Origin of the sequence: Kribbella rubisoli, from assembly GCF_004217145.1 — a bacterium.
Lineage (GTDB): Bacteria > Actinomycetota > Actinomycetes > Propionibacteriales > Kribbellaceae > Kribbella > Kribbella rubisoli.
Genome location: NZ_SHKR01000017.1, coordinates 168,755 through 186,118, shown reverse-complemented (window position 1 = coordinate 186,118; position 17,364 = coordinate 168,755). Strand labels below are relative to the sequence as shown.

The following is a 17,364-nucleotide window of genomic DNA, read 5'->3' as shown; positions in this document are numbered from 1 at the left end:
ACGAGGTAGTGGTGAGCGACTTCGACAGCCGAACCGAGCCGTTCCGCAAGGAGCTGCTCGCCCACTGCTACCGGATGCTCGCGTCGGTGCACGAGGCCGAGGATGCCGTACAGGAGACGTACCTGCGGGCCTGGCGGTCGTGGTCGGGGTTCGAAGAGCGCTCGTCGGTGCGGGTCTGGCTGTACCGGATCGCGACCAACGTCTGCCTCACCGCACTCGAACAGCGCGGCCGCCGCGCCCTGCCGTCCGGGCTCGGCGCTCCGGCCACGGACCTGTCCCCCGGCGTACCTCCCGACGACCCGTCCGTGCTCTTCGTGGAGCCGATGGCAGAGTCGTTGGTGGTCGATGACCCGGCGACGATCGTGACCACGCGAGAGAGCCTGCGGCTGGCGCTCATCGCGGCGCTGCAGTATCTGCCGGCCAAGCAGCGCGCCGTACTGATCCTGCGTGAGGTCCTGGCGTTCCCGGCGGCCGAGGTCGCGACCATGCTCGACACCTCCGTCGCCGCGGTGAAGAGCACGCTGCAACGGGCCCGTGCCCGGCTCGACGAGAACCCGACCGAGGCGATCGTCGAGCCGGACGACCCCCAGGCGCAGGCTCTGCTCGCGGACTACGTCAGCGGCTTCGAGAATGCCGACATGGCGGCGCTCGAGCGGGCGCTGCGCGCGGACGCGGCGATCGAGATGGTCGGTACGACGGCCTGGTTCAACGGCCGGGTGATGTGCCTGCAGCTATTGGCTTCCGCGGTCGGCTCACCGGGCGACTGGCGGATGCTGCCGATCGTCGCGAACGGTCAGCCTGCGGTCGGGGCTTACTTCAAGGGAGAGGCGTACGGCATCGCCGTACTCACTCCGACGGCCACCGGGCTCACCCACATCCACGTGTTCAGCACACCCAGCCTGGTCACGCACTTCGGTCTGCCGCTCACACCGCCTGCACCGTAAGGAGTGCGCGGCGGCTCGTGCTCACCAGGGCCAACGCCAGTACGACGAGTCCCATCGCGATGATCGGCCACCAGACCAGATGGGTGGCGTGGACGAACGCCTGCGGATCGGTCGTCGCCTTGGCACCGACGATCGATCCGGCGATCGCGACACCGAGCGACGTACCGGTCTGCCGGCCGACCGACGCGAGCGATGCCGCGAGACCGGTCATCGACGCCGGCATTCCGGAGACCGCCGAGTTCGCGATCGGCGGGTTGATCGTGCCCAGGAAGACGCCGAACAGCAGGAAGATCGCGAGGATCACGGGCAGCGGGGTGGCGATGCCGATCGTCATCGACGCGGCCGCTCCAAGGGTGAGCGCCGTACCCGCGACGACCAGCGGCAGACGCGGGCCTCGGGCGCCGACGACCCGGCCCGTCAGCGGTGAGAGCACGCAGATGAGCAGGCCGACCGGCAGCAAGGACAGGCCGGCGTCGAGGGCGGACAGGTTGCGGACGCTCTGCAGGTAGAGGGTCGTGACGAAGAGGAACGCGCCGAAGCCGCTGTAGGCGAACAGGGCGATCAGCACGGCGGAGCTGAACGGGACGCTGCGGAACAGGCGAAGCTCGAGCAGCGGCTCCTGGCGCCGGCGTTCGTATGCGATCAGGGCGACCGCCGACACGGCCGCGATCACGAGCAGTCCGATGATGAACGGCGAACCCCAGCCGTGCTTCTCGGACTCGATGATCGCCGACACGACGCCGCCGAGGACGAAGATCACGAGGAGCTGACCGACCGGGTCGAACCGACGGCCGTGGGCGGCGCGCGACTCCGGGACGAACAGGCTGGTGAAGACCACCGCGAGTACGACGATCGGGAGGTTCACCCAGAAGATCGACCGCCAGCCGAGGCCGTCGACGAGCGCGCCGCCGAGGATCGGGCCGAGGACGAGCGACAGGCCGGCCGTCGCGCCGAAGATCCCGATCGCCCGCGCCCGCTCGGCCCGGTCGGGGAACACCGTCACCACGATCGCCATCGCGACAGGGTTGAGCATCGTGCCGCCGACCGCCTGGACGGCCCGTGCGGCGATCAGCCAGCCGATACCGGGCGCCAGGCTGCACAGCAGCGAACCGATCCCGAACACGATCAGCCCGAGCCGGAACATCCGGCGGCGACCGAACCGGTCCGCGGTCGATCCGGCCAGCAACAGGAAGCTGGCGAGGACGAGCGTGTAGGCGTCGACGGTCCACTGCAGTCCGGCCGTCGAGGCGCCGAGCCCGTCCCGGATCGCGGGCAGGGCGACGTTGACGATCGAGATGTCCATCACCGAGATCAGCAGGCTGGCGCAGCAGATCACCAGGACGGCGTACCGGCGGGCACTGGTCAGACCAGTGTCCTCGAGCGTTGAGAGGGTCATACCATCGACGGTAGGATTTAGAGCGTGCTCGAAGTCAATGAACGCGGGATCAGCATCGCCGAAGCCGCCGAACGCACCGGCGTCAGCGTCCACACGCTCCGGTACTACGAACGCGCCGGACTGGTCGTCACCACCGTCGACCGCACCGCCGGCGGGCGCCGTCGCTACCGCAAGATAGACCTGGACTGGATCAAGATCTGCACCAAGTTCCGGGCGACCGGGATGCCGATCCGCACCATCCGCCGGTACGCCGAGCTCGTCCTGGCCGGCCGTGGCAACGAGAAGGATCGGCTCGAGCTCCTCGAGACGCATCGCTCCGACGTACTGACCCAGCTCGCCGAGTTGCAGGAGAGTCTGGAGCTCATCGACCACAAGATCGACGTCTACCGCGGCCGGATGGAAGCCGGCGACGCCGATCAGCTCTGGGCGCCGCGCGCCTGAAGTCTCGCGGTCAGGAAGCGCCGTTCGGTCTCGTTGGCGGTGAGCTCGATCGCCTCCCGGTAGGCCACGGCGGCCTCCTCCGTGCGACCGAGCCGGGTGAGCACGTCGGCGCGAGTGGCAGGCAGATACGCGTACGCCGCCAGCGCCGGTTCCTTGCTCAAGGCATCCAATTCGTCGAGGACCGTGTCGAGGTCCGCGCCGGGGACGAGGCTGTGTGCGGCGGCCCGGTTCAGGGCGACGATCGGCGTCGGCCAGCTCACCATCATCGCGTCGTACATGCGGACCACCTGGCCCCAGTTCGTCCTCGCCCACGACGGCGCGGTCACATGTAGTCCGGCAACAGCCGCCTGCAACGCGAACCGCCCGTGGCCGCGTTCCAAAGCCGCCGTGGCTCGCGAAACCCCCTCGGCAAGCAGCTGCGCATCCCACCGGGAACGATCCTGATCCGCGAGCAGCACCAGCTCGCCGTCAGCACTCACTCGTGCATCTCCACGCGCCTCAGTCATCAACAGCAACCCGAGCAACGCTTGCGGTTCCGGCTCGTCCGGCATCAGCCGCTCGAGCAACCGTGCGAGCTCCACCGCGCGGCCAGTCAGATCGGTCCGCGTCAACGCCGACCCCGCCGCGACATGCCCGGCCGTGTAGACCAGATGTACGACGGTCAGCACGACGTCCAAGCGCTTGGGCAGCTCGTGGTCAGCCGGGATCCGGTACGGGATACCTGCCGCCGCGATCTTCTTCTTGGCCCGCGTGATCCGCGCCGCCGCCGTCGACTCGCTGATCAGCAGGACGGCCGCCACCTCGCGGGTTGTCAGTCCGCAGATCAGCCTCAGAGTCAGCGCGACCTGCGATTCGCGCGCCAGCGCCGGGTGGCAGCAGGTGAACACCAGCCTCAGCGGATCCGTCGGCTGCTCAACCTCCCCGGGCTCCTCGACCAGCAACGGGAGCTTCCGCCAGAGGTTCGTCTCGCGCCGGAGCCGGTCGAGGGCGAGGCGTCGCGCGACCGTGGTCAGCCAGCCGCCCGGGTTCGACGGGATCCCGTCCGGCCAGGTCCGCAATGCCTGCACGAACGCGTCCTGCGTGCAGTCCTCGGCCAGGTCGAGGTCTCGCGTCAGCCGCACGACCGACGCGAGCACGGTCGACCAGCTCTCGCGATGAGCCTGGTCGACCACCCGGGTGACCTCAACGGCCTCCGTCACGGCTCCTCCCCCGCGGGTACGCCGGCGGGACGGAACGCCGGCGTACCCGACCCAGGCACGTCAGGCGGACGGCTGAGAGTCCGACGAGGTGTCCATCACCGGACGGACCTCGACGTTGCCCGATGGGCAGATCTTGGCCAGCTCCAGCGCCTGGTCGAGATCGCGGGCCTCGATGACGTAGTAGCCGCCGAGCGCCTCCTTGGTCTCGATGAACGGACCGTCGGTGACCAGCGGCTCGGCGCCCTCGCGCTGCTTCACCGTGCTCGCCGTACTGGACCGCTCGAGCGCCTCCCCGCCGAGGATCCGCGCCCCGGCCTTCTCCACCGCCTCGGCGAACGCCCCGTGGAGCTTCATCGCCTGCTGCCAGTCATCAGGTGTGACGTTGTCGTACCAATCTTCGCTGTCGTACAGCAGGAACATGTACTGCGCCATCTCAGGCTCTCCCTCGTGTAGGGCTTGTACTGAACATCTTGCTGACGATCGCCGCCACACGGAATCGACAACACCCGGGAAGAATCTTCATTACTGTTGAGTACTGTGACTTCGATGGAGCATCTGGACGTCCTCATCGTCGGCGCAGGTCTGTCCGGGATCGGCGCGGCGTACCGTCTGCAGACTCGGTGCCCGGATCGAACGTACGCCGTCCTGGAGGCGCGGGATGCGCTCGGCGGCACCTGGGACCTGTTCCGCTACCCGGGCGTGCGGTCGGACTCGGACATGTTCACGCTCGGGTTCCCGTTCCACCCGTGGAAGGCGGCGAAGGCGATCGCGGACGGACCGTCGATCCTCGACTACCTGCACGAGACCGCGTCGACGTACGGCATCGACAAGCACATCCGCTTCGGCCAGCGCGTCGTACACGCCTCCTGGTCGTCATCGGATGCGCTGTGGACGGTGGAGACGGGCGACTCGGTCTACACGTGCTCGTTCTTGTACGTGTGCAGCGGGTACTACGACTACGACTCCGGGTATGTGGTCGACTTCCCCGGGCAAAGCTCGTTCGAGGGCCGGATCGTGCACCCGCAGCACTGGCCGGCCGACCTGGACTACACCGGCCAGCGAGTGGTCGTCATCGGCAGCGGTGCGACGGCGGTGACGCTGGTGCCCGCCATGGCCGGTACGGCGGACCACGTGACGATGCTGCAGCGTACGCCGAGCTACGTCGCCTCCCGCCCCGCCCGCGACGCCTTCTCGGACCGTCTCCGCGCCGTACTGCCGGAGAACCTCGCGCACCGGCTGATCCGCGGGAAGAACGTTGCTGTGAGCACCGCGCTCTACAGCGCGTTCCGGAAGTGGCCGGCGCATGCGGCGTGGCTGCTGAACGCCGGGGTGGCTCGGGAGTTGCCGGAGTCGATCCCGGTCGATCCGCACTTCACCCCGCAGTACAAGCCGTGGGATCAGCGGTTGTGTCTGGTGCCGGACGCCGATCTGTTCAAGGCGTTGCGGGACGGGTCGGCGTCGGTGGTGACCGACGAGATTGAGCGCTTCACCCCGCACGGTCTGCTGCTGCGGTCGGGCCAGGAGCTGCAGGCCGATCTCGTGGTGACCGCGACCGGTCTGCGTATGGTTGCGCTTGGCAACATCCAGGTGACGGTCGACGGGCGGTCGGTCGCGCCGCACGACACGTTCGTCTACAAGGGGATGATGCTGAGCGGTGTACCGAACCTTGCCTGGTGCATCGGCTACACCAACAACTCCTGGACGTTGCGGTCCGACCTGACGTCGCAGTACGTGTGCCGGTTGCTCAACCATCTGACCGCGACCGGGACCCGGATCTGCCTCCCGGAGGTCGATCCGGCCGAGTATGACGCCCCGCCCCGGCCGGTCGTCGACCTGTCCTCGGGCTACATCCGCCGCGCCGCCGCGATCCTGCCTCGCCAGGGCAGTCAGGGCCCCTGGCGCCTCCGCCAGAACTACCCGCGCGACCTGCTGTCCCTCCGCTTCAGCCCAGTCGACGACGGCGTCATGCACTTCACCTAGCCCCACCGCACCTCCCACCCCAGCCCCACCACACCTCCCACCACCCAGCCCCACCGCACCTCCCACCCCAGCCCCACCACACCTCCCACCACCCAGCCCCACGGCACCTCCCACCCCAGCCCCACCACACCTCCCACCACCCAGCCCCACGGCACCTCCCACCCCAGCCCACGGCACCTCCCACCCCACGGCACCTCCCACCACCCCAGCCCACGGCACCTCCCAGCCCACGGCACCTCCCACCCCACCGCACGTCCCACCCCGCTCGGCCTCCCACCACCGAGCCCCCGCTCCACCAGGCCCCCCGCCGCTCCCCCACCCCACCTCACGCCAATTTCATGGGTTCACCCCTGGTGTTGCCCCTTCACCCACTGCATGCGGGGGGAGAAGGGGCAACGCGGGGGGTGAACCCATGAAATGGCTGCCGCCCGGAGCGCGAGCGGCTGGGCTCAGGGGAGCGGGGCCGGCGGCTGCGGGCCGACGTACGTGGCGATCGGGCGGATGATCTTCGGGTCCTCGGACTGTTCGAGGATGTTGGCGGACCAGCCGATGATGCGGCTGACGGCGAACGTCGGCGTGAACATCGCGCGCGGGATGCCGCACAGCTCCATCACGACGCCGGCGTAGAACTCGACGTTCGCGTAGAGGTTGCGGCCGGGCTTGAGCTCGGCGAGGACGTCGACGATGCGCTGCTCGACAGTGGTCGCGAAGTCGACCAGGTCACCGCCGATGCCGCGGGCGATATCGCGAAGCATCAACGAACGCGGGTCCTCGGTTCGGTAGACCGCGTGGCCGAAGCCCATGATCCGATCGCCTGCGGACACCTTCGCGCGGACCCAGGCGTCGATGCGGTCCGGCGTACCGATCTCGTCGAGGCTGGCGAGGGCGCGGTCCGGGGCGCCGCCGTGCAGCGGTCCGGAGAACGCGCCGATCGCTCCGGCAACGGCTGAGACCACGTCGGCGCCGGTGGAGGCGATCACCCGCGCGGTGAACGTAGAGGCGTTGAAGCCGTGGTCGAGCGTCGAGACGAGATAGTGCTCGATCGCGGTCGCATGTACTGCGTTCGGCTCCGCGCCGGTGACCAGGTAGAGCCAGTTCGCTGCGGCCGAGAGGTCGGCGCGCGGCTGCAGTGGCTGCTGGCCTTCGCGGAGTCGGTAGAGGGCCGCGAGGATGGTCGGGGTGACCGCGCAGACGAGCATCGCGTCGGCCTTGCGGCGGGCCGAGTCAGCGTCCCAGAGCGGCGTGAGGCCACGTACCGCCGCCAGGAGCGACAAGGCGGTGCGGAGACCGGCGAGCGGATTGAACTTGGCACCGGCGGCTGCGATCGCGGGGAGGACCGCGCCGACCTCGTCGGGCAGGACCCGCAGCGGCGCCAGTTCGGCGATGAACCGGTCGCGCTCGGCGTCGGTCGGGAGGCGGCCCTCGAACATCAGGTACCAGACGTCTTCGAGCGTCTTGGACTTGGCGAGATCGATCGCCGAGTACTGGCGGTAGTGGTAGAACCCCTCGTCGCCACGGACGTCGCCGAGGGTCGTCTCGGTGACGACGACGTTGCGCAGACCGGGCGGAACATTGATCACTGTTGACATATCTTCAGAGTTGACAGCCAATCAACTATTGTCAATATTGATCCAGTCAATGTTCATCGGGGTGAATCGCTTGAGGAGCGGGGATGACGGCCGAAGGTGACGAGAATTACCTGACCACCGCGGAGGTCGCACGCCGCCTGCAGGTCAAGCCGGAGACGATCTACGCCTACGTCAGCCGAGGCCTCCTCACCAGCACCCGAGCCCGCGGCCGCCGCGGAAGCCTCTTCTCAGCCGCCGAGGTGGAACGCCTGGCCAGCAAATCGGTCGACCACTCCGGCGTCGTCGAACGCATCGAATCCCAACTGACTCTCCTCCTGGACGACGAGCTCTACTACCGAGGCCACTCAGCCCGAGCCCTCGCCACCAGCTTGACAGTCGAACAAGTAGCCAACCTCCTCTGGACCGCCCAACCCCCCGCTCCCTCGCCTTCCCGCTCCACCCCGAACACCGCCGTGGGGGTGTTCGGGGTGGAGCGGGAGGGGGTGCTGCTCGCTCGGGCAGCGATGGGGGTGGTGCCGGACGGGGCTCGGTTGACGGATCGGTTGCGGGTGGCGGTGGCGGTGCTGGGGGCTGCGGATCCGTTGCGGTTCGACCTGTCTACGCCGTCCGTGACTGCTGCAGCTGGGCGACTGATCGGAACCTTGGTGACCGCGCTGCCGGGTCCTACGATCGACCCGAGGACGACCCCGTCCGCGACTCTCGGCGCGCGCCTGTGGCCGAAGCTTTCCGACGAAGCGCCTCGACCTGAGGTGCTCGATGCCGCGCTGATCCTGCTGGCCGACCACGGGCTCGCCGTCTCGACGGTCGCCGCCCGCGTCGCCGCCAGCGCACGCGCCAACTTGTACGCCGTGATCTCCGCCGGGCTCGGCGCGCTCGACGGGCAGTACCACGGCGCCGCACCGACCCTCGCGTACGAGTTCCTCCAACGCGCACAGCAGGATCCGCTCAAGGCCCTGTCGGACCAGTTGCGGTCCGGCGAACCGATCCCGGGCTTCGGGCACCGGATCTACCAGCATCGCGACCCGCGCGCCGAAGTACTGCTCGGCCTGCTCGGCGACCACCCGATCGTCGGCACGATCGCCGCGATCGCCGAGCGCACCCCGACGTTCCCGAACAGCGACCTCGCGATCGCCGCGATCATGCACGCCTACAACTTCCGCCCGGACGCCGGCGACGCTCTGTTCGCACTCGCCCGGATGATCGGCTGGACCGCGCACGCCCTGGAGGAGTACGCGGCCCCGGCCCTCCGCTTCCGCGCGATGGGCATCTACACCGGTCAGACCACCTGACTACTTCACTGCTTCACTACTTCGCGCCGAGCTTGATCAACGTCGCTGCACCGGGCGCCAGCTCCAACGGGATCGGACCGACCCGCCGCGCGGCGTACGTCTGCTTCGCCGGCTGGAAGATTTCGACCGACCCGACCGTCTGCTCGTTCACCGAGACCACGGTCGGGGCCAGCGTCGAGTGCGAGCGGTTGGCCACCAGCACCCAGCGATCCTTGACCGCGGCGTCCCGCGACCTGAACGTGCCGAGCACCACCGGACTCCGCGAGACGTCAGTCACGAACGCGGTCGGAGTGAACGCCACCGTTCCGTTCGGGAGCGGCGTCTCGTTCGCGTGGACGACGGACTCGGACACGAGCGGCTTCAGCTCGCGTCCGACCTGATGCAGCCAGGTTGTGTTGATCTTCTTCGCGGCGGCGTACCGGGGAGTGCGTTGCCCGTCGACCGTGATCAGCGCGGGCCCGAATCCCTCACCGCGAGCGGCCTCGGGCGTCCAGTAGGTGAAGTACTGGATGCCCTTCGCGCCGTACGCGAGGCTGATGTTGATCTGCCAGAGCAGCTCTGCCGCGGTCGGTTCGCGATGGTTGTTGTAGGCAAGCGTCTGGATGTATACCCAGGCCGGGATGTCACCGTGCAGCGCCGCGTCCCGGACGATGGCCCAGTTGTGGAAGTAGTTCTCGTCCTCGCGCCCGCCGGAGAGCAGCGGGTACCGGTCGAACGAGATCAGCGACGGCTGCACCACGTCGACGAAGTTGCGATAGTACGCCGGGTCGTCGGACGGCAGCAGGTTGATGTACGGCAGCAACTGCGGCGCGAGCTCACGCGAGATCGAAAGCGCCTTCGCCAGCGTCGCGAACCAGCCCGCACCCGGTTCGTCGTAGAAGTTGAAGCCGGCCAGCGACGAGTACGGCCCGTACGCGTCGCGAGCGCGGATGTAGAGCGCACTCGCCTCGGCCGGCGTCACGCTGAGGAAGTCGGTGGTCGTGTCGGAGATCGAGAACCAGCGAGACATGTTGCGGATCTGGATGTCGTCCGAGATCAGCATCTTCAGCCCGGCGTCGCGGGCCAGGCCGAGCTGGTACTGGAAGATGTTGCCGTCTCCCGCGTAGTTGCCGGAGATGACGAAGTCGAAGCCGGCGGTCTTGATCTCCGCGAACCGTTGCGCGGTGCTCGCGTACGGATGCGGCGGCCAGAACAACCCGATCGGGAAGTCCGGACCACCGGTCAACGGCAACGTATCCGGCGACGGCACGGCGGCCGGGGCCGCCCCCGCACCAGCCGCAGCGGTGCTCGCCGCATCGGCGGCGGAGGTCGTCGCGCCGGTGTTTGCCGTCGAGGCGGCTGCGGTGGTCGTGGAAGCGGCTGTTGCGGCTGCGGCGGTCAAGGCGGTGGCACCGGCGCCGAGCAACAGGCTGCGGCGGCTGGGGCCGAGGATCTGGTGCGGACTCTGCATGGTTCTCCTTCGGAAGGCGGTCGAACGGAGCGTGCGGCAGAAGACTTTTCAGGACCGTTGACGGTGATCCGCGACGGCATCGGCGGTGGCGTCGAAGGCCTGCTCGGCCAACGGATAGTCGCGCTGGGCGACGCCGAGGTAGAGCGCATCCAGCACGATCATCTGGGCATGACGGCCGGCCAGTCCCCCGGTCCGGAACGTGACATCGCGAGCCGCGGTGACCAGCACGATGTCCGCAACCCGCGCCAACGGAGAGCGCGGATAGTTGGTGATGGCAACAGTCGTCGCCCCTTGCCGCCCGGCTCTGGTCACGGGTTCGAGAACCTCGAGAGTCTCGCCGCTGTGCGAGATCCCGATCGCGACATCACTGGTCCCGAGCAGAGCCGAGCTGGCCAGCGCGGTGTGTACGTCGCTCCATGTGCTCGCGCCCCGCCCGATCCGGTGCAGCCGCAACCGCAGGTCCTCGGCCACGGCTGCCGACCCCGCCACGGCGTACAGGTCGATCCGCCGCGCGTCCGAGATCGCCCGGACCGCGCGGCCGAGTGCGTCGACGTCCAGCGACGCGACGGTGTCCTCGAGCGCCCGGGTGTCGGCGCGAAGGAGCGTCCGGAGTACGTCGTCCAGCGAATCGTCCGGTCCGACCTCCGAACCAGTCCCGCGCTCCCAGCTGAGACTGGTCCGACCACTCTCGGCCGCGAGCGTGAGCCGCAGCTCGGCGTACCCGGACAGGCCGAGCGCGAGGCAGAAGCGCGTGACGCTCGGCAGCGACGTACCGCAGCGGGCCGCCAACTGGCCGATCGTCGATCCCGCGACCGCCGCCGGATCCCGCAGTACCTCGGCGGCGATCCGGGCCTGCGCCGGACTCAACGCCGGCAGCAGGCCGTGGATCCGCGCCTCGAGACTCGGCGGCGGCGATGCGACTGCACTCATGTAAAGAATTCTCAGAGCACTTCAGTACCAATTACAAGAATTCACACTGTCCGATTCCGGCCAAGGCTCTCAGCGCGCGGCCATCCGCCGGATAGTGAACTGGTCAGACCAGCCACCCGCGATCAGCACATCGATCCGCCCGCTCAGCACATACGTCCCGTACGGCGTGATCGCGGCCGTCGTCGGACCGGACACCGCCCACGGCTCGACCGACCGCACCTGCGCGGTCCGGTAGTTGTCGCGGCTGCTCAGCACGGTCGCCCGCTCGACGCCGGCCGCACCGAGCTTGTTGGTGATCGCGATCAACCGGCCATCCCGCGCCAGCGCCAAGCCGTCTCCCCCGACCAGTGCACTGGTCAGACCAGTCATACTGAGTGCACCGCGCAGCGAGATCCGGAACAGCGTGCCCACGTCGTACCGGACCACCAGCAGGTAGCCGCCCGGATGCCAGACGATGCCGTTGGCCCCGATCGTGTCGCTCTGCAGCCGCTTGTCGCGGACCAGAACCGACGCCGTACCGCCAGGCGTGATCCGATAGATCGCGTCTCCCGACGGGTCGGTGACATAGGCGTTGCCCACGGCATCGATCGCCAGGTCGTTCACGCTGTGCCGACCACCGGCCGGATTCAGCCGCGGAGTGTTCAGGTCGACCTTCCGCTCGAGCCGGCCGGTACGCAGGTTGTAGATCGCGACACCGGACTGCTTGTAGAGCGTCGCATCCGACGACCGCTCACCGTTGCCGATATCGGCGTACGTGACGAGCACACGGTTGCGCGCGGCATCGACATGCAGCCCGAACGTCGACACCCCGGGCGCGACACCGAACGGATGCGGTACGCCGTCCCGGCCGACCACCGAGATCCGCCCGGTCGCCAGCGACCCGATCAGGAACGCCTGCCGGGTCGGATCCCAGGCGATGCCCTCCGGGTACCTGTCAGCAGTCCGGCCGTCGATTTGCACGGGAATCCCGTGCGAAGCAGCAGCCGTCGCGGGAACTGCGGCCGGCGACGCCGTCAAGGCGAGCAACGCCGCGGCCAGCACTCGAAACCTCATCAAGAACCCCTCCTCGAATAGATACGAGCACAGACACTAATCAGAGTTCTGATGGTCGTCAATGCATATATCATCGACGCCGTTCGTAGGATGGTCTGCATGCGGATGTCCTTCGACGAACGGCTCGGCAGTCACTTCAAGCGGGTCGAGCAGGAGCTGCAGGCGGCGAAGTCAGCCGCGGTGAAACCGGCCGGACTCACGGTTCCGCAGTACGCCGCTCTGTTCGTGCTGGACGAGCAGCCGGGCATCTCGGCCGCCGAGCTGGCCCGCCGCTGCGCCGTCACCCCACAGACGATGACGACGATCCTGCGCAACCTGGAGGCCGGCGGCCTGATCGAGCGCACGCCGCACCCGCTGCACAAGCACGTGATCGAGACCCGTCCGACGCCGGCCGGGCGCAAGGCTCTCGATCAGGCGGACAAGCGCGCCACCGGCGTCGAACGCCGGCTCGCCGCGGCTTTCAGCGAGGAGGAGGCGGAAACCCTCCGCGCCCTCCTCGCCCGGGTCTCGGAGACCCTGACAACAGATCCGATCCTGAAGAGTTAGAACAGGGCGGACATCAGCCGACGGCGGGCCTTGATCACCCGGTCGTCGTCGGCGCCGACCACCTCGAACAGCTCCAGCAGGTGCAGCCGGACGGTGTTCCGCTCGTCGCCGGAGGTCGCCTGGACCGTGCTGATCAAGCGCGCGAAGGCGTCGTCGACGTGCCCGCCCATCAGGTCGACATCGGCGACCAGCAGCTGCGCCTCGACATCGGTCGGGTTGTCCGCCGCCCGCGTCCGTACGTCGTCCGGCACGTCCTGGGTCCGTTTCACCAGCTGCACCCGCGCCAGCCCGGACTTCGCCTCGGCGTCGGCCGGCGTCTCCTTCAGCAGTTCCTCGTACGCCGCGATCGCGCCGTCCAGGTCACCCGCGCCGAGAGCGTTCTCCGCCTTCTCGTACCGCGGGTTCGGCGGCGGCTCCTCCTCCGAGTCTGCGTCCGGAGCAGCCGGTCCGACCGGCTCGGCGCGACCCGTGATGCCGTTCGCCACCGCCACAGTCAGCAGCTGGTCGAGGTACTGCCGGACCTCGGGCTCACCCAGAACACCCTGGAACAACGGGACCGGTTGACCGCGCAGGATCGCGATCACCACGGGCACCGACTGCACGCCGAACGCCTGCGCCACCTGTGGGTTCGCATCGACGTCGACCCGGGCCAGCAGGAACTTCCCGTCGTACTCGGTCGACAGCTGGGCCAGCACCGCGCCGAGGGCGTTCGAGCCCTGGGAGCGGGGCGACCACAGCTCGACCACGACCGGCGCCTGCAGGGAGCGCTCGATCACGTCGCTCTGGAAGTTCGCCTCGGTCACGTTCAGCACGTAGGCGCCGGCGGCGGCACCAGCCGGAGCGCCGGGACCACCCGGCGCACCGGGCGCCGCGCCGGCCGGCTTGCGCAGGCCCGAAAGGTCGATCGCCCCGGGACGGGAGAAGTTGGACTGGCTCACCACTGTCCTCGCATTCCGTGCGCACATACCCGATCTACGTTCACAGGTCCATCCTCTACGACGACGCCGAACTCTGCTGAGCCCGGGTCGCCATCAACAACCGTGCCAGCCCGCTGCGGGTCCCCGCGACCGCCATCCGGTCCCCCGCCCGGAGCTCCCGCTCGACCGCAGAAACCCGCTCGACCGCCGGAGCCCGACCGCCCGACCGGGCCTCCCGCTCGGACGCCGCAGTACGACCGCCCGCACGAGATTCAGGGCCCGACGTTGGACTCCAGTCCCAGGCTCCACCCAGGTCCTGCCTCGCCAGCACCCGCAGTCCTCCGGCCTCGTCCAGCTGCCCCATCCGCTTCCCGACCGCGATCGACCCGGGCTCGACGGTGACCTCGGTGAGCAGCAGAACGCGACGACCGGCCGGGACCGTCACCTGACTGCGCCGGTTCGCCACCGCAGCGGCAACCGCCGGCGCGACCAGCATCGACACCGACCGGCTGTGGCCCAGTCCGAGCCGGCGCTCGACTCGCTGCGCCAGATCGTGATCGAACATCCGCATCGTGATCCAGGCATCCGGGTTCAGGTCCCGCGCCATGATCGCGCATTCCAAGTTGGTGATGTCCCCGTCGGTGATCGCCAGCACCGACTGGCACCGCTGTACGCCGGCCAACCGCAGCGTCTCCTCGTTGCTACTGTCCCCGACCACCACCGGGATCCTCAAGCGATGCGCAGTCTGTACGCCGGGCGCCTCGTCGTCCTGGTCGACTCCCACCACCGCGACACCCCGCTCGGTGAGGATCTCCAGCACCCGCGACCCAACTGTGCCGAGACCGCACACCACCACGTGATTGCGCGGCCGCCCGCGGACACCGCCGATGAGCCGCGACAGCCGCGCGCCGACCAGCGAGTCGACCACGACCGCGGTCAGCAGCGCCATCAGCACGATCCCGGTCAGCTGCACGAGGACCGCACTGACCTTCACCCACGGCTGCGCGTCGTTGAACTTGTCGTCGTCGATCCCGGCCGACGTCACCACCCCGGCCGCGAGGTACAGCGCACGCCACCACTCGATCCCGCCGAAGTAGTGGATGACGCCCGTACCGGCAACGATCAGGAACGCCATCACCGCGGCGATCTTCCGCACCCGGCTGTCGAGGATGTCGCGGAGCGCCATGAACCAGCCGGCCGGACGGACGTCGCGACTCCCCCAGAGCGCTCGCACACCGGTCCCCAGCACGATGTCGCCGTCGGGGTCGGAGCTCGACAACGGGAGCAGAGTCGGCGTCGCGGACGAGGTCGTGTCCGCGAGCACGGTCAGGTGCGGCTCCCGGATCAGGTCGGCCTGCCCGGCCACCAGCCGTCGGCCGCCGAGGTCGAGCCAGGTCAGCTCGTCGTCCTCCAGCGCGTCCGACACGAACGCGGGCGCCGCGAGCGACGGCCCGTTGATCACTACGCAGTCCCCGAGCAGCCGGTTCATGTGCTTGCCCAGCCGGGGGTTCACCATCTGTACGACGATCCGCAGCTCCGGATCCATGTCGCGCGCGGTCAGCGCCGTGTGCACGTTGTGGACGTCGTCGTTGTCCAGCAGCACCAGGGCGCGCGCTGTGGACGGCGCCCCGTCGTCGGCAGCGTCGACCCCGGCGCGCCGCAGCAGCGACTCGCTGATCACCCGGGCGCCCATCACGTTCGCGCCCAGCTCTTTGATCCGGTCGTAGTGACGCGAGTCCGGGTTCACGATCGCGGTCACCCGCTCGCCCGAACTCACCAGTTCCGTTGTCACTCGCAACATCGTGCGGTCCGACCCGCAGACCACCACGCGACGCCCGTCGGCCGGCCCGATCGCGCTGGTGGCCGCGGCAGTCAGATCGGGCTGCGGCTGCTCCTCAGAAGCGGGCGGGCTCTCGGTACTCGCCCCACTGTTCCCGAAGAACGTGACAGATTTCCCCCATCGTGGCCTCCGCACGCACTGCCTCCAGCATGGGCTCGATCAGGTTGCCAGTGCCGCTGGCCGCCTCCACCAGAGCCGTTAGCGTACGCCGTACCAGGTCCTCGTCACGGTTCGCCTTGCGTTCGGCGAGCACCCGGCACTGCTCGACCTCGACCTCGTGCGAGACGCGGAGGATCTCCAGGGCGCCGGACACGGTGTCGGTCAGCGTGTTGACGCCGACGATCTTCTTCTCGCCCTTCTCGAGCTTCTGCTGGTACTCGAAGGCGGCGTCGGCGATCTCGGCCATGAACCAGCCGTCCTCGATCCCGCGCAGGATGCCGCCGGTCATGGTTTCGTCCGGGCTCATCTCCTTGATCCGGGCAAAGATCTGCTCGGCCTCGGCCTCGATGGCATCGGTGAGCGCCTCGACGTACCAGGAACCGCCGAGCGGGTCGGCGACGTTCGTGACCCCGACCTCTTCCATCAGCACCGACTGCGTCCGCAGCGCGATCTCCGCGGACTCCGCGGTCGGCAGTGCGAGCGTCTCGTCGAGCGCGTTGGTGTGCAGCGAGTTCGTCCCGCCGAGGATCGCGGCCAGCGCCTCGACGGCCGTCCGTACGACGTTGTTGACCGGCTGCTGCGCGGTCAGGGACACGCCCGCGGTCTGGGTGTGGAAGCGCAGCGACTGGGCCTTGTCGGTCTTCGCGCCGTACACGTCGCGGAGCCAGCGGGCCCAGATCCGGCGGGCCGCACGGAACTTCGCGATCTCCTCGAAGAAGTCCAGGTGGCTGTCGAAGAAGAACGACAGACCCGGCGCGAACACGTCGACGTCGAGCCCTCGCGACAGTCCGAGCTCGACGTACCCGAAGCCGTCGGCGAGCGTGTACGCGAGCTCCTGCGCGGCCGTCGAGCCGGCCTCACGGATGTGGTACCCGGAGACGCTGAGCGGCTTGTACGCCGGGATCGTGGTCGCGCAGTACTCCATCAGGTCACCGATCAGGCGCAGATGCGGCTCCGGCGGGAACAGCCACTCCTTCTGGGCGATGTACTCCTTGAAGATATCGGTCTGCAGCGTCCCGTTGAGCTTGGTGATGTCCGCGCCCTGCCGCTCGGCGGAGACGAGGTACATACAGAACGCCGGCACGGCGGGGCCGGAGATCGTCATGGATGTCGTGACGTCCTGCAGCGGGATGTCCTTGAACAGCCGGTCCATGTCCGCGGCCGAATCGATCGCGACGCCGCAGTGGCCGACCTCGCCGAGCGCCTTCGGGTCGTCGGAGTCGCGGCCCATCAGCGTCGGCATGTCGAACGCGACCGACAGGCCGCCGCCACCGCCGTTGAGGATCATCCGGTACCGCTCGTTGGTCTGCTCGGCGTTGCCGAAGCCGGCGAACTGACGGATCGTCCAGGTCCGGCCGCGGTACCCCGTCGGGTACAGCCCGCGGGTGAACGGGAACTCCCCCGGCCAGCCGATCCGCTCCATCCGCGGGTCCTCGACCCCCTCGGGAGGCCCGTAGGCAGGCTCGACCTCGGTGCCGGAGAGCGTGGTGAAATCCGCCTCCCGCTTGCGCGCCGCGTCGTACCGCTGCTGCCACCGGCTCCGGCCGGCGGCAATCTGCTCGGCATCCATCAGTCAGACCTCCTCGGGAACTGGTCCCAAAATACTAGGACGTCCAACTATTTCCAACCGC

At 68.8% G+C, this 17,364-nt stretch carries 15 protein-coding genes; 5 read left to right on the top strand and 10 right to left on the bottom strand.

Translation table 11 applies throughout. From position 1 onward, the window contains the following. Positions 1-11: 11 nt before the first annotated feature. A complete protein-coding gene (locus EV645_RS36440; RefSeq protein ID WP_130448857.1) occupies positions 12-944 on the top strand; it encodes an RNA polymerase subunit sigma-70 in 933 nt (310 codons plus the stop codon). Here EV645_RS36440 and EV645_RS36435 read toward each other — a convergent pair. Beyond that, positions 925-2,340: a DHA2 family efflux MFS transporter permease subunit gene (locus EV645_RS36435; RefSeq protein ID WP_130448855.1), complete on the bottom strand. Its 1,416-nt coding sequence runs from the start codon at positions 2,338-2,340 to the stop codon at positions 925-927. The genes EV645_RS36440 and EV645_RS36435 overlap by 20 nt on opposite strands. A gap of 24 nt (positions 2,341-2,364) precedes the next feature. Here EV645_RS36435 and EV645_RS36430 point away from each other — a divergent pair, with 24 nt between their 5' ends. After that, entirely contained in the window at positions 2,365-2,781 is a 417-nt protein-coding gene (locus EV645_RS36430; protein ID WP_130448853.1) for a MerR family transcriptional regulator, read from the top strand. On the opposite strand, the gene EV645_RS36425 is transcribed toward EV645_RS36430, so the two are convergent. Together EV645_RS36425 and EV645_RS36420 are read right to left on the bottom strand one after the other, a co-directional pair. Beyond that, positions 2,757-3,980 (bottom strand): RNA polymerase sigma factor, encoded by a 1,224-nt coding sequence (locus tag EV645_RS36425; RefSeq protein WP_130448851.1) that lies wholly within the window; start codon positions 3,978-3,980, stop codon positions 2,757-2,759. The genes EV645_RS36430 and EV645_RS36425 overlap by 25 nt on opposite strands. A 60-nt stretch (positions 3,981-4,040) precedes the next feature. After that, positions 4,041-4,412: a YciI family protein gene (locus EV645_RS36420; protein WP_130448849.1), complete on the bottom strand. Its 372-nt coding sequence runs from the start codon at positions 4,410-4,412 to the stop codon at positions 4,041-4,043. Positions 4,413-4,526: 114 nt separating this feature from the next. Between EV645_RS36420 and EV645_RS36415 the strand changes: the two genes are divergently transcribed. Further along, entirely contained in the window at positions 4,527-5,960 is a 1,434-nt protein-coding gene (locus tag EV645_RS36415) for a flavin-containing monooxygenase (RefSeq protein ID WP_130448847.1), read from the top strand. A 449-nt stretch (positions 5,961-6,409) separates the two neighbouring features. Here the strand turns inward: EV645_RS36415 and EV645_RS36410 are convergent, their stop codons facing one another. Continuing rightward, on the bottom strand, positions 6,410-7,549 hold the full coding sequence (locus EV645_RS36410; RefSeq protein WP_130448845.1) for a citrate/2-methylcitrate synthase: 1,140 nt from the start codon (positions 7,547-7,549) through the stop codon (positions 6,410-6,412). 83 nt (positions 7,550-7,632) lie between these two features. Between EV645_RS36410 and EV645_RS36405 the strand changes: the two genes are divergently transcribed. After that, complete coding sequence (locus tag EV645_RS36405) at positions 7,633-8,838, top strand: citrate synthase (protein WP_130448843.1); 1,206 nt, start codon at positions 7,633-7,635, stop codon at positions 8,836-8,838. A gap of 16 nt (positions 8,839-8,854) precedes the next feature. Here EV645_RS36405 and EV645_RS36400 read toward each other — a convergent pair whose 3' ends face one another. From EV645_RS36400 to EV645_RS36390, 3 genes are all read right to left on the bottom strand, one after another. Then, positions 8,855-10,288 (bottom strand): hypothetical protein, encoded by a 1,434-nt coding sequence (locus EV645_RS36400; RefSeq protein ID WP_242000883.1) that lies wholly within the window; start codon positions 10,286-10,288, stop codon positions 8,855-8,857. Between the two features lie 48 nt (positions 10,289-10,336). Then, positions 10,337-11,218, bottom strand: a complete 882-nt coding sequence (locus tag EV645_RS36395) for a MurR/RpiR family transcriptional regulator (RefSeq protein ID WP_130448841.1) — start codon at positions 11,216-11,218, stop codon at positions 10,337-10,339. A 69-nt stretch (positions 11,219-11,287) separates the two neighbouring features. Next, entirely contained in the window at positions 11,288-12,271 is a 984-nt protein-coding gene (locus EV645_RS36390) for a hypothetical protein (protein ID WP_198682103.1), read from the bottom strand. A 99-nt stretch (positions 12,272-12,370) separates the two neighbouring features. Between EV645_RS36390 and EV645_RS36385 the strand changes: the two genes are divergently transcribed. Next, positions 12,371-12,817: a MarR family winged helix-turn-helix transcriptional regulator gene (locus tag EV645_RS36385; protein WP_198682102.1), complete on the top strand. Its 447-nt coding sequence runs from the start codon at positions 12,371-12,373 to the stop codon at positions 12,815-12,817. On the opposite strand, the gene EV645_RS36380 is transcribed toward EV645_RS36385, so the two are convergent. From EV645_RS36380 to EV645_RS36370, 3 genes are all read right to left on the bottom strand, one after another. Further along, on the bottom strand, positions 12,814-13,755 hold the full coding sequence (locus EV645_RS36380; protein ID WP_130448839.1) for a tetratricopeptide repeat protein: 942 nt from the start codon (positions 13,753-13,755) through the stop codon (positions 12,814-12,816). The two genes, EV645_RS36385 and EV645_RS36380, sit on opposite strands and share 4 nt — an antisense overlap. 55 nt (positions 13,756-13,810) lie before the next feature. Further along, entirely contained in the window at positions 13,811-15,559 is a 1,749-nt protein-coding gene (locus tag EV645_RS36375; protein ID WP_422386667.1) for an NAD-binding protein, read from the bottom strand. 70 nt (positions 15,560-15,629) lie between these two features. Further along, positions 15,630-17,303 (bottom strand): coenzyme B12-dependent isobutyryl-CoA mutase large subunit, encoded by a 1,674-nt coding sequence (locus EV645_RS36370; protein WP_130448835.1) that lies wholly within the window; start codon positions 17,301-17,303, stop codon positions 15,630-15,632. Positions 17,304-17,364: the final 61 nt, after the last annotated feature.